Origin of the sequence: Streptomyces rimosus, from assembly GCF_008704655.1 — a bacterium.
Classification (GTDB): Bacteria; Actinomycetota; Actinomycetes; order Streptomycetales; family Streptomycetaceae; genus Streptomyces; species Streptomyces rimosus.
Genome location: NZ_CP023688.1, coordinates 2023842 through 2035981 on the forward strand (window position 1 = coordinate 2023842; position 12140 = coordinate 2035981).

10 protein-coding genes are annotated in these 12140 nt (G+C 73.5%); 5 read left to right on the forward strand and 5 right to left on the reverse strand.

The genetic code is table 11. The features are described 5' to 3' along the window. Positions 1 to 54 precede the first annotated feature (54 nt). The 4 genes from CP984_RS08335 to CP984_RS08350 all read left to right on the forward strand — a co-directional run bounded on the left by CP984_RS08335 (position 55) and on the right by CP984_RS08350 (position 4101). Positions 55 to 702 carry a D-sedoheptulose-7-phosphate isomerase gene (locus CP984_RS08335; RefSeq protein ID WP_003987315.1) on the forward strand — a complete coding sequence of 216 codons (648 nt, stop codon included), beginning with the start codon at positions 55 to 57 and terminating at the stop codon, positions 700 to 702. Between the two features lie 37 nt (positions 703 to 739). Then, entirely contained in the window at positions 740 to 2143 is a 1404-nt protein-coding gene (gene rfaE2 / locus CP984_RS08340) for a D-glycero-beta-D-manno-heptose 1-phosphate adenylyltransferase (RefSeq protein ID WP_030182962.1), read from the forward strand. Further along, positions 2140 to 3054, forward strand: a complete 915-nt coding sequence (locus tag CP984_RS08345; protein ID WP_003985552.1) for a glycosyltransferase family 2 protein — start codon at positions 2140 to 2142, stop codon at positions 3052 to 3054. Before rfaE2 ends, CP984_RS08345 begins: the two co-directional genes overlap by 4 nt. A 114-nt stretch (positions 3055 to 3168) precedes the next feature. Continuing rightward, positions 3169 to 4101, forward strand: coding sequence for a glycosyltransferase family 2 protein (locus tag CP984_RS08350; RefSeq protein ID WP_003985553.1), 933 nt, complete (start codon positions 3169 to 3171; stop codon positions 4099 to 4101). A gap of 93 nt (positions 4102 to 4194) precedes the next feature. Here the strand turns inward: CP984_RS08350 and CP984_RS08355 are convergent, their stop codons facing one another. The 5 genes from CP984_RS08355 to CP984_RS08375 form a co-directional block, all read right to left on the reverse strand. Then, positions 4195 to 5421 carry a S8 family peptidase gene (locus CP984_RS08355; RefSeq protein ID WP_003985555.1) on the reverse strand — a complete coding sequence of 409 codons (1227 nt, stop codon included), beginning with the start codon at positions 5419 to 5421 and terminating at the stop codon, positions 4195 to 4197. Between the two features lie 568 nt (positions 5422 to 5989). Further along, positions 5990 to 7222: a macrolide family glycosyltransferase gene (locus CP984_RS08360; protein WP_030182964.1), complete on the reverse strand. Its 1233-nt coding sequence runs from the start codon at positions 7220 to 7222 to the stop codon at positions 5990 to 5992. A 315-nt stretch (positions 7223 to 7537) separates the two neighbouring features. Next, a complete protein-coding gene (locus tag CP984_RS08365) occupies positions 7538 to 8902 on the reverse strand; it encodes an ABC transporter substrate-binding protein (protein ID WP_003985557.1) in 1365 nt (454 codons plus the stop codon). Further along, the gene (locus CP984_RS08370) at positions 8902 to 9699 is read right to left on the reverse strand and encodes a carbohydrate ABC transporter permease (RefSeq protein WP_032921856.1); all 798 of its coding nucleotides are present in this window, start codon (positions 9697 to 9699) and stop codon (positions 8902 to 8904) included. The genes CP984_RS08365 and CP984_RS08370 overlap by 1 nt, the downstream gene beginning before the upstream one ends. Positions 9700 to 9962: 263 nt before the next feature. After that, on the reverse strand, positions 9963 to 10892 hold the full coding sequence (locus CP984_RS08375; RefSeq protein ID WP_003985559.1) for a carbohydrate ABC transporter permease: 930 nt from the start codon (positions 10890 to 10892) through the stop codon (positions 9963 to 9965). Between the two features lie 329 nt (positions 10893 to 11221). Here CP984_RS08375 and CP984_RS08380 point away from each other — a divergent pair, with 329 nt between their 5' ends. Further along, positions 11222 to 12112 carry an aminoglycoside phosphotransferase family protein gene (locus CP984_RS08380; protein ID WP_003985561.1) on the forward strand — a complete coding sequence of 297 codons (891 nt, stop codon included), beginning with the start codon at positions 11222 to 11224 and terminating at the stop codon, positions 12110 to 12112. Positions 12113 to 12140 lie beyond the last annotated feature (28 nt).

Genomic DNA, 12140 nt, shown 5'->3' on the forward strand with positions numbered 1-12140 from the left:
CGCAGACGTGTGAAGGAGGTGCGGGCCCCGGAGCATCCCGGGAGCCCGACGACCATGAACCATCCTCTCGACGCCGCACACCACCACTGCCAGTCGCTCCAGGACGCGGTGCAGCACCTGCGCCGCCGCCATCTGCGCCGGATAGCCGAGTGGGGGAACCACCTCGGCGCCGTGCTGCCGGTGGGCGGCCGGCTGCTCGCCGCGGGCAACGGCGGCAGCGCCGCCCAGGCCCAGCATCTGACGGCCGAACTCGTCGGCCGCTACCACCACGACCGCCCCGCCTACTCGGCGATCTCGCTGCACGCCGAGACCTCCAGCCTCACCGCCATCGGCAACGACTACGGCTTCGAGCAGGTCTACGCCCGTCAGGTGGCCGCCCATGGCCGCCCCGGCGACGTACTCCTGCTGCTGTCCACCTCCGGCCGCAGCGGCAACCTGCTGGCTGCCGCCGAGACCGCCCGGGACGCCGAACTGCGCGTGTGGGCGCTGACCGGGCCCCGGCCCAATCCGCTGGCGGACGCCGTGGACGAGGCGGTGTGCGTGGATTCCCCCAGCAGTGCGACGGTGCAGGAAGCGCACCTGATCGCGGTGCACATTCTGTGCGAGCACTTCGACGCGGTCAGCGCGGCGCCGCCGTCCGCGCCGGCCGCCGCGGACGTTCCGCTGGAGGCCGCGGTGGTGGAGCGGGACGGTGCGCTGTGAACGCCACCCGGCCTGTCCCCCGTTCCCGGAGGTGGCCATGAGCGCCCGTCAGCCCCTGGTCGTCGTGGGGGACGTACTGCTGGACCGGGACATCGACGGGGAGTCCTCGCGGCTGGCTCCCGACGCGCCCGCCCCGGTGGTGGACGTGGCCGACGACCGCAGTCGGCCGGGCGGTGCGGGACTCGCCGCCGCGCTCGCCGCGCGCTCGGGACGCGAGGTGGTCCTGATTGCCGCGCTGGGTCAGGACCCGGCGAGCGAGGCGGTACGGCGCGCGCTGCGCGGCAGCGTACGCCTGGCGGAGATTCCTCTGGACGGCCAACTGCCGCAGAAGACGCGGGTGATGGCCTCCGGGCGCCCCCTGGTGCGGTTCGACTGCGGTGGCGGGCGGCCGGGTGAGCCAGGGCCCGAGGTGCGCGAGGCGCTCGCGGGAGCGCGCGCCGTCCTCGCCGCCGACTACGGTCGGGGCACTGCGGCGGCGGTGCGCGACCTGCTCGCCGACGTGGCGCACCGGGTGCCGCTGCTGTGGGACCCGCACCCGAAGGGCGACCCGCCCGTGCCGGGCGCGCGGCTGGTCACGCCCAACGCGTCCGAGGCGCGCGCGCTGACCTCCGGCGAGGACCGGTCGCTGCACGCCTGTGCCGTACGGGGTGCTCAACTGGCCGCCGAATGGCAGGCCGCGGCCGTCGCGGTGACGCTCGGCGCGCGCGGCGCGCTGCTGGCGAGGGCGGGCAGTGACTCGCCGATGCTGGTACCCGCGCCGTACCGGGCCGAAGGCGACCCGTGCGGGGCGGGCGACTGCTTCGCCGCCACGGCGGCCGCCGCGCTGGCCGACGGCGCGCTGCCCGAGGAGGCCGTACAGCGGGCAGTCGCCGAGGCAGCCGCCTTCGTCGCGGCGGGCGGCGCGGGCAACCGCGCGCTGTGGCGCACCGCGCCACCGGTGGAACGGCCGGTGGCGGCGCGGCCCGCCGACCCGTTCGAACTGGCCCGGTCCGTGCGGGCCAGGGGCGGCACGGTGGTCGCCACCGGCGGCTGCTTCGACCTGCTGCACGCCGGGCACGTCGGCCTGCTGGAGAGTGCCCGGCGGATCGGTGACTGCCTCATCGTGTGCGTCAACTCCGACGCGTCCGTCACCCGCCTCAAGGGCCCGGGACGGCCGCTGACCCGCGCGGCGGACCGCACCCGCGTGCTGGCCGGGCTGGGCAGCGTCGACGCCGTCGCGGTGTTCGAGGAGGACTCGCCCGTCGAACTGCTGCGGCGGCTGCGGCCCGACGTATGGGTCAAGGGCGGCGACTACTCGGTGGACGCGCTTCCGGAGGCGGCCACGCTGCGGGAGTGGGGCGGCCAGGCGCTCGTCCTGCCGTACCTGGACGGCAGGTCCACGACCGCGCTGGCCCGGCGCGCGGCCCGCGCCGCCGCGCCGGGGCCTGAGGTCCGCTCATGACCGCGGCCACGGCTGGGCCGCCCGGCACGGTGGCCGCGCCGGACGCCCCGCGGGTGGGCATCGTCATGATCACCCGGGACCGGCGCGAGCGCCTGCTCGGGACGCTGGAGCGGATCACCCGGCTGCCCGAGGAGCCGCCCGTGGTGGTCGTGGACAACGGCTCGTCGGACGGCACCGCGGCCGCCGTGTACGAGCACTTCCCCGCCGTACGGGTCCTGACGCCCGGCCACAACCTCGGCGCGGTCGGCCGCACGTACGGGGCCGCCGCGCTCGACACACCGCTCGTGGCGTTCAGCGACGACGACTCCTGGTGGGAACCGGGCGCCCTGGCGCGGGCCGCCGAGGTGTTCGCGGCGCACCCACGCCTGGGGCTGGCCGCCGCCGCGACCCTGGTCGGGCCGGACGCCGGCCCCGACCCGCTCAACGACGTGCTCGCCGCCTCCCCGCTGGGCCGCGAACCCGACCTGCCGGGACCGTCCGTGCTCGGCTTCCTCGGCTGCGCCGCCGTCGCCCGCCGCGACGCGTTCCTGGAGGTCGGCGGCTACCACCCCGTACTCCACTTCGGCGCCGAGGAATCGCTGCTGGCCCTGGACCTGGAGGCGGCCGGCTGGGGCGTCGCCTACTGCCCCGCACTCATCGCCCGGCACCAGCCCGACGGCGCGGGCGGCGCGCCGCGCCCCGGCCGCGCCGCCCAGGTACGCCGCAACGTCCTGCTCACCGCGTGGCTGCGCCGCCCACTGCGACACGCCGTGGCACACACCGTACGACTGGCGCTGGACGGCCGCACGGACCCGACGGCCCGACTGGCACTGACCGAAGCCGTACAACGCCTCCCGGCCGCCCTCGCACGGCGCCGAGCGCTGCCCGCGCTGGTGGAGGCCCGGGTGCGGGTGTTGGAGGGGGTGGGGTGAGGGGGCGGCGTCGGGGGGTCTGCCACCGAGCGGCCCACCATCGGGCACCCCGCCGCCATACGGCCCCCGCCCCGCCCACCAAGCCAAACCCACCCACCGTCCCAAGGACCCCCCATGACCGACCCCCGCACCACCCTCATCCTCATCACCCACAACCGCAGCGACGACCTGCTGCACACCCTGGACCGGCTCGCCGAGTTGCCCGAGAAGCCGCCGGTCATCGTGGTGGACAACGGTTCCACGGACGGCAGCGCGTCCGCCGTCCGCCGCCATCCCCTCGCGCCGCGGCTCATTCCGCTGGCGCACAACGCCGGGGCGGTGGGGCGCAATCTGGCCGCGCGGGTGGCGACCACGCCGTATCTGGCGTTCTGCGACGACGATTCGTGGTGGGAGCCCGGCGCGCTGGCCGGGGCCGCCGATCTGCTGGACACGTACGGGCGGCTGGGCGCGGTGACCGCGCGCATCATGGTTCACTCGCATCCGGACGCCCCGGAGGCGGACGCCGGTCCCGGCGAACCGGTCGAGGATCCGATCGTCCAGGAGCTGCGGCACTCGCCGCTGCCCGCGCCCTCCTGGCTGCCCGGGCCCGCGCTCGGTTCCTTCCTCGCGGCGGCGACCGTGCTGCGGGCCGACGCCTTCCGGGCAGCGGGCGGTTTCTCGCCCCGGCTGGTCCTGGGCGGCGAGGAGGAGCTGCTCGCGGCCGACCTCGCGGCCGACGGCTGGTGGCTCGCGTACGCCGACCGGCTCACCGTCCACCACCGGGCGTCGCCGCACCGCGACGCGACGCTGCGCCGGCGCCAGGGCATCCGCAACACGCTGTGGTTCACCTGGCTGCGCAGACCGCTGCCGGCCGCCGTGCGCCGCACGCGGACGCTCGTCTCGACGGTGCCCCGCGACGCGGTGTCGGTGCGGGCGTTCGCCGAGGCGGTCGGCGGCCTGCCGTGGGTGCTGCGCGAACGGCGCCCCGTGCCGCGGGAGGTGGAGGGCCGGCTGCGGCTGCTGGAGGCACCGCAGCGGGAGTCGACGGCGCGGCGGTACTGCGGCTGAAGCCTTTTGGGCCGCGGACGGCACGACGCCGGCCGTCGCGCCCCGTGGGGGCGAGCGCGACGGCCGGCGACCGGAGCCGAACGGACGGGGAGGTTACTTCTCGCCGACCTTCAGCAGCTTGTTGGGCGTGCCCTGGCTCGCGTTCTTGATCTTGTCGGCCGTGGCGCCGTCGGTCAGCGCCTTGGCGACCGCGTCCGGCTTGGCGTCCTTGTGGGCGCCCAGGTAGACCGCGGCGGCGCCCGCGACGTGCGGGGTGGCCATGGACGTACCGGAGATGGTCTTGGTGCCCTGGTCGCTGTCGTTCCAGTCCGAGGTGATGTCCGAACCCGGCGCGTACAGGTCCACGGCGCTGCCGTAGTTGGAGAAGTCGGACTGCTCGTCGGTGTTGGTGCTGGAGGCGACCGTGATGGCCTCCTTGACCCGCGCCGGGGAGCCCTGGCCCGCGTCGGTGGACTCGTTGCCCGCCGCCACGGCGAAGGTGACACCGGAGGCGACCGCCTTCTGGACCGCCGCGTCCAGCGCCTCGTCGGCGCCGCCGCCCAGCGACATGTTGGCGACCGACGGGCCCTTGTGGTTCTTGGTGACCCAGTCGATGCCGGCGACGACCTGCTCGGTGGAGCCGGAGCCCTGGTCGTCCAGCACGCGCACCGCCACGATCTTGGCCTTCTTGGCGACGCCGTGCGCCTTGCCGGCGATGGTGCCCGCGACGTGGGTGCCGTGGCCGTTGCCGTCGGTGGCGTCGTTGTCGCCGTCCACCGCGTCGAAGCCGGAGGACGCGCGGCCCTCGAAGTCCTTGTGCGAGGTGCGCACACCGGTGTCGATGACGTACGCGGTGACGCCCTCACCCGCGCTGTCGGGGTAGGTGTACTTCTTGTCGCCCTGGGTGTCGGCCTGGTCGATGCGGTCCAGGCCCCACGACGGCGGGTTGTCCTGGGTGGCGTTGACGTGGAACTTCTTGTTCTGCACGACCTTGTCGACGGCCGGGTCGGCGGCCAGCCGGCGGGCCTCCTCGGCGCTGAGGCCGGTGGCGGAGAAGCCGTTCAGCGCAGCGGAGTACGACCGCTTGACCTCGCCGCCGTACTTGCCGGCCAGGTCCTTGTTCTGCTCGGCCTGCACCGCGGCGCCGCGGACCGAGTTCTTGAGCATGACGATGTAGCTGCCGCTGACGGCGCCCTTGGCCTCGGCGCCGTACACCGTGCCCTCGGCGGGCGACGCGCCCGCGGTGACCGCGGTGACGGTGGCGATGCCGCCGGCCGCGACCACCGCGGATATCGCGGTGACGAGCCGCTTCTTGCTGGAACGCTTGTGAGCGTGAGCCATTCGAGGGTTCTCCTCGTTCGGGGTGTGGGGGGAAAACGTTGCGCAACAGCCCGGACGGAGAACAAGATCTCCGCCGGGCTGGCTCGAAACCCTGTCGGATTGACGCGGCCAATTCAAGGCCGACCGGGCGTTGTGAGATAGACAACAACGTTGCGTAATTGCAAAGGACCGCAGAAGGGGTCAAATGCGCCCCCGCGCCGCCGGACGGCGGGTCAACTCCGTTTACATTGCGGTAATATGGCGCAGGTCAACGGTGGTGCCGACCACTCGGTTACCCGCGGTACGGAGAGCTGCGGACCGAATGCCGCAGGCCCCGCCCGGCGTTGCGGCGCGAAGCCGGGCAACGGGTCGCCGCCGGTTTCTTTACGGGTCAACAATCCCCGGTTCACGCGCGCCTCAATCATCGGCACGCCCCCGTCCGGGGGTGACGCCACTCACTTTGCGCCACCCCCGGCCCAATCCGCCATTCACGCACCGCATTTCCTTCGGCACGCCATGCGACGGATACCGCGTACTGTGCGTCCTACTTATTGGGAATGCGCCGATATTCCATTACAGAACGCCCACTTCACCCCTGGGGCAGCTTCTCCTCGATGAGATCCGCCGCCCGCTTCGCGCCGCCCTCCGCCGCCATTTCCCGCCGGATCCGTTCCGAAACGGCCGCCACCTGCGGATCGTTCACCAGGCCCAGCACCGCTTCCCGCAGGACGTCCGCCGTGGCCTCCGCCTTCGGGACGTGCCGGGCGACCCCGAGCCCCTGGAGGATGTCCGCGTTCATGAACTGGTCCACGGCCTGCGGTACGCACACCATCGGCACCCCGTTGGCCAGCCCCTCCTGACTGCCGCCCATCCCCGCGTGGGTGATGAAGGCGTCCGCCTGCCGCAGCACGGCGAGCTGCGGCACCCAGTGATGCACCTCGAAATTGTCCGGGATCGTACCGAGTTCGGACATCTCGATGTGCTTGCCGACCTGGAGCACCACATGCCAGCCCGGCAGGCCCCCGAACGCCTCGATGCACTCCCGGTAGAAGCCGGGCTCGTTGGTGTAGGAGGAGCCGAGCGAGACGAGGAGCACCTTCGCGTCCGCGGCGAGGCCGTCAGGCCGCCGCCAGTCGCCCTGGTGCCCGCGGTCGCCCTGACAGGCGCCGACGAAGGTGAACCTGGCGTGATCTGCGCGGTCGGCGTGCGGCTGCATGGCGCGCGGGATCAGGGCGAGGCCGCTGGCCGGCTCGGTCGCGATCCGTTCGGGGTCGGTGACCTCGGACATGCCCTGTTCGTCGAGCCAGTCGCGGAAGCGCTCGTAATACGCCCGGCCGCGCTCGGTGCCCTGCATGTCGACGCTCATCTGCTCGCCCATGTCGGCCTGGAAGCCGTCCCAGACGACCATGTGCGGGGCGAGCTGCACGGCGGGCACGCCCCAGCGGTGGGCGAGGACCTGCGCGGGATAGGCGGTGGTGTCGTGGAGGACGAGGTCCGGCTCGTCGCCCTCGTAGGCCGCGGCGAGCTGCGGCAGGGCCTGGATGGCGTCGTCGAGGAACAGGTCCATGGCGTCGAGCAGCTGCGTGCCCCACAGCGCCGGGTCCTCGTCGGTGGGCAGCGTCGAGTTCCAGAACTTCGGCTCGGCCCCGGTCGCGGCGACGATCTCGGCGAAGGACGGCGGGATGGCGTAGGTGACGCGGTGCCCCCGGGCGACGAGCTCCCGGATGACCTCCAGGCTCGGATTGACGTGCCCGTGGGCGGGGATGCTGAACATCGCGATGTGGGCGGGCCGGTGGGCACGGGTGGTCGATAAAGGACTCATGTCCGGAACCGTAAGCGAGACGGCGCGTCTCGCGCAATCGATGGACGGAGCCGCCGGTTTGGGGCGGGGCAGCGGGGGCGGTGGGGTGTGGGACAGCGGGGCCGGTTCGGTACGGGGCGCGTTTCGGGGCGGCGGCAGCGGTACGTACGGGGCGCGTACGAGGGGCGGTCGCACGGGTACGTACGCGGCGCGTACCAGGGGCAGCCGCACCGGTACGTACAGGGCGCGCACCAGGGACAGCCGCACCAGCACGGTACGGAGACGCGCACCAAGGGCAGCCACCCCCGTACATGCCGCCGGCATGGCGCTGAGCCGTCAGCGCTGGTACCGGGCCAGGACCAGGTTCCCGTCGTGGACGAGGCGTTGGCGCAGCTCGTCCAGGTCGATCGCGCCGCTGTAGTACTCCTGGAACCCCGGCGTCGCGATCTTGTCCTTCCACTCCGGGTAGCCGCGCACCGACTGCGCGGGGGCGGCCCGCAGCGTGTCCGCGAGCGCCGTGCCCGTCGCCCAGTCGTGCCGGTCCTCGTGCAGCTCCGGCGCCTTCAGTGCCTCCCGCCCGGTCGGCAGCATCCAGTCCCCCAGGGCGAGCCGGGCCATGTTGGGCGGCCTGAGCAGGAAGTCGACAAAGGCCATCGCCTCCTCCTTGCGCGGGCAGTCCGCCGCGATCGACAGGGTCTGCGGGCTGACACCCTGGTCCGCGCCGCCGGCCCCCCGGGGCGCGGGCAGCACCGTCCACTCGAAGTCCTTCGGCGCCTGCTGCGCGATCTGCTGCCGGTAGGAGAAGCCGAGCGGCAGGATCGCGTACCGGCCGGCGAAGAAGCCGGGCAGCGTGTCGGCGCCGCCCATGCCCAGGGTCGTACGGGCCGCGCTGCGGACCACGTTGACCTGGTCGTGGATGGTGCGCGGCACCACTTGGTCGGCGGCGTCGAAGCGGACCTCCGCCCGCCCGTCCGGGCGGCGCCGGAAGATCCGGCCGCCGGTGGACAGGGCGAGGTTGAGCGTGACGGAGACCGGTTCCTTCAGCGGCCAGGCGACGCCGTAGCCACCACCGCCCGTCAGCTCCTTCGCCACCTCCCCGAACTCCTCCCACGTCCAGGGCGCGTCGGCGGTCGGCACGCGCACCCCGGAGCGCCGCAGTTTCACCCCGTCGGCGATCAGGACGCGCGGCTCCTGGAGGAAGGGGATGCCGTACACCCGGCCGCCGAACGTCCCCGACTCCCAGCCGCGCGCCGGGATGTCGTCCTTGAGGCGCCGCGGGAGGAGCCCGGTCAGGTCGGCGAGGTAGCCGCCGTAGGCGAAGTCCGCGAGGTCGTCGGAGGCGTCGTGGATGATGTCCGGCGCCTCGCCGCCCTCGAAGGAGGTGAGCAGCTGGTCGTGGACGGTGGGCCAGGCTCCCTGCACGTACTGGACGGGAATGTCCGGGTGCAGCCGGTTCCACTCCGCGACCAGCTGCTTGTTGGCGTCCACGGACTCCTTCTGCCAGGCCAGCGACTGGAAGCGGAGCACGCTCCGGCCTCTGCCACCGCGCCGGCCGTCACCGCCCGAGCAGCCGGGCAGCAGGGCCGCGGTGGGCACGGCCGCCGCGGCGGCGAGCAGGGTACGGCGGCGGGGGCCGCCGTTGCGGAAGCCGTTGCCGCCGGGTTCGGTACGGGGCCCGGGGCCGTTGCGGGGCGCGCGCATCAGTTCTTCACCGCCCCGGCCAGCATGCCGCCGGTGATCCGGCGCTGGATGACGGCGAACAGCAGCAGGCTGGGCAGCGTGGCGAGCAGGGCCGCCGCCGCGAGCGGGCCGAGGTCGGCGACGCCCTCCGCCCCGAGGAAGTGGGTCAGCACGACCGGCATCGTCTGCTTCTCCGGCGACTTGAGCAGGACGAGCGCGAAGAAGAACTCGTTCCATGCGGTGATGAACGCGAACAGGCCCGTCGCGACGATCCCCGGCGCCAGCAGCGGCCCGGTGACGGACACCAGGGTGCGCAGCCGTCCCGCGCCGTCCACCGCCGCGGCCTCCTCCAGCTCCGGCGGTACGGCCCGTACGTAGCCGGTCAGCATCCACAGCGCGAACGGCAGCGACCACACCACGTACACCAGGATCAGCCCGGTCCGGGCGTCCACCAGGTGGAGGGTCTTCAGGACCAGGAAGAGCGGGATGATCACCAGGACCAGCGGGAACGCCTGGCTGACCACGACCCACCCGGTCGCCGCCCGCGCGAAGCGGGTGCGGAGACGGGCGAGGACATACGCCATCGGGGTCGCCAGGACGATCGCGACCAGCGCCGAGACGGCGGCGGCGAGCAGGCTGTTGGCGGCGGCTTGGAGCAGCGGCTGCTCGTCGAAGGCCGTACGGAAGTTGTCCAGGGTCGGCGCCCGGGGAATCCAGGTGGGATGCAGACTGCCCAGCTCGCGCGGCGGCTTGAAGGCGGTTGAGACCAGCCAGAGGAAAGGGAAGGCGAGAAAGACGAGGTAGCAGAGCAGGGCCAGATACTGCCCGGCCCGGCCGACGGTACGGCGGGTGACCGGACGGCGTCCGGGGGGCGGGTTCTCAGGGGGTAGGGAATCGGTGGGCGGGGCCTTACGGGGCAGGGAATCGGAGGACTGGTCCTTGCGGGGTGGGGAATCGGAAGACGGGGCCTTACGGGACGGCGAATCGGGGGACGCGTCCTCACGCGGCGAGGAATCGGGGGACGGGCGCTCACCGGCCGGCGAATCGGGGGACGGGCGCTTACCGGGCGGGGAATCGTGGGTCATCGGTCCTCCTCCCCCTCTCCCCTCAGCCGTCGCGAGAGATAGACGGCCAGCAGGATGGCGATGACCGCGACCATGGCCAGCCCCATCGCGGCCGCGTAACCGAACTGTCCGTACCGGAACGCCTCCTCGTACGCGAACAGCATCGGCAGCCGGGTGCGGCCCCCGGGACCGCCGTCGGTCAGCACGAAGACCAGCGCGAAGGAATTGAAGTTCCAGATGAAATTGAGCGCCGAGATGGCCAGGGCCACCGGCTTGATCGCGGGCCAGGTGACCGTACGGAAGCGCCGCCAGGCCCCGGCACCGTCCATCGCGGCGGCCTCGTGCAGTTCGCGCGGCACGTTCTGGAGCCCGGCGAGAAGCGTGACGGTGGTCTGCGGCATGCCCGCCCAGATGCCGACGACGACCACGGCGAGCAGGGCGGTGGCCGTACCGCTCAGCCAGTCCACCCCTTCGTCGGGGCCGAGCCCGAGGCTGCGCAGCGTCTCGTTCAGGACGCCCGCGTCCGGGTGGTAGACCAGCCGCCACATGATGCCCACCACCACCTCGGGCATCGCCCAGGGGATGATCGCGAGGGCGCGGGCCAGCCAGCGCATGCGCAGGTCCTGGCCGAGCAGCAGCGCCAGCCCGAGGGCGAGGAAGAACTGCGGGACCGTGACGCCCACCGCCCACACCAGGCCGACCCGGAACGAGTCCCAGAACAAGGTGTCCTGGAGCAGGTCGGAGAAGTTCAGCAGGCCGACCCACCGGGTGGCCTCCGTACGCCCCGACTGCGCGTCGGTGAACGCCAGCCCGATACCGTACAGCAGCGGGCCCACGCTCAGCACCAGGATGGGGATCAGCGCGGGCGCCACCAGGAACCAGGTACCGCGCGCGGACAGGTGGGCGGAACGGCGGGCAGAACGGTGCGCCGGGCCGCGGACGGCCACTGCCGCCTGAACCCCCTTCACCCCTTTCGCCCCCTTCACCCCCTTTGCTTCCGTACGCCCTCGCCTCCGTCCGGGACCCTCCGGACCCTGTGGACCCAACGCGACTCCCCCGTCTGCTCACCCGGACGGCACCGCCGACCGCGAACGATTCCGCCCAGGACGCCACCGACCACCACGAACGGACCACGCCCGCCCGGGCGGAACGGGCAGGTGGCCGCCGTCATCGTCATGACGGCACCCGCCGCAGTCAAGCACCGGGCACCACCCGGCTGCCCGGGGCCGGTACCTGCGACACTGGTGCCGATCACGCACCGCAGGAGGCCGCCCGCATGACCGCACCGAGCACCACCCCGTTCACGGAGGCGCACGCCCGGGGCGTCCTGGCAGCGGCCGGGCGGCCCGACGCCGCCGCCGACGCCCGGCTGCTGTCACTCGGCGAGAACGCGGTCTTCGCCCTGGGCGGCAACGGTCCGGTCGTACGGGTCGGACGCAGCGCCGAACTCCTGGAGCGCGCCGAGCGGGAGCTGCGCGTCGCCGTGTGGCTGGCGGAGCAGGGCGTGCCGGCCGTGCGCGCGGCCGAGCCGACGGCCCGGCTGGTCGACGGCCACCCGGTCACGTTCTGGGAGCGGCTGCCGGAGCCGGTACGCCCCGCCGAACCGGCCGACCTGGCCGCTCTGCTGCGCCTGGTGCACGCGCTGCCCGAGCCGCCGTTCACCCTCCCACGGCGTGATCTGCTGGGCGGTGTGGAGCGCTGGCTGCGGCTGGCCGGCGACGCGGTCTCGGCGCGGGACGCCGAGTATCTGCGGGGCCGCCGCGACGCGTTCGCCGCTGCCGCCACCGCGCTGGAACCGCATCTGCCGCGCGGCCCCGTCCACGGTGACGCGCTGACCCGCAACGTCCATGTGGGCCCCGACGGCCCGGTGCTCGTCGATCTCGAAACGTTCTCCTCTGATCTGCGGGAACACGATCTCGTCGTGATGGCCCTCAGCCGCGACCGCTACGGCCTGCCCGCCGCGGCGTACGACACGTTCGTGCGGGTCTACGGCTGGGACGTGCGCGACTGGGAGGGCTGTGCGGTGCTGCGCGGCTCCCGGGAGACGGCCAGCTGCGCCTGGGTCTCCCAGCACGCCCCCGGCAACCCCGCCGCCCTCGACGAATTCCGCCGCCGGATCGCCTCGCTGCGCGAGGGCGACACGACCGTGCGGTGGTACCCCTTCTGACGCCCCGGCGGCCCGGCGCCGGTCCCCG

Coding starts and splice junctions, on each gene's coding strand:
- CP984_RS08335 (WP_003987315.1), top strand. CDS start 55: ATGAACCATCCTCTCGACGCCGCACACCACCACTGCCAGTCGCTCCAG.
- rfaE2 (WP_030182962.1), top strand. CDS start 740: ATGAGCGCCCGTCAGCCCCTGGTCGTCGTGGGGGACGTACTGCTGGAC.
- CP984_RS08345 (WP_003985552.1), top strand. CDS start 2,140: ATGACCGCGGCCACGGCTGGGCCGCCCGGCACGGTGGCCGCGCCGGAC.
- CP984_RS08350 (WP_003985553.1), top strand. CDS start 3,169: ATGACCGACCCCCGCACCACCCTCATCCTCATCACCCACAACCGCAGC.
- CP984_RS08355 (WP_003985555.1), bottom strand. CDS start 5,421: ATGGCTCACGCTCACAAGCGTTCCAGCAAGAAGCGGCTCGTCACCGCG.
- CP984_RS08360 (WP_030182964.1), bottom strand. CDS start 7,222: ATGAGTCCTTTATCGACCACCCGTGCCCACCGGCCCGCCCACATCGCG.
- CP984_RS08365 (WP_003985557.1), bottom strand. CDS start 8,902: ATGCGCGCGCCCCGCAACGGCCCCGGGCCCCGTACCGAACCCGGCGGC.
- CP984_RS08380 (WP_003985561.1), top strand. CDS start 11,222: ATGACCGCACCGAGCACCACCCCGTTCACGGAGGCGCACGCCCGGGGC.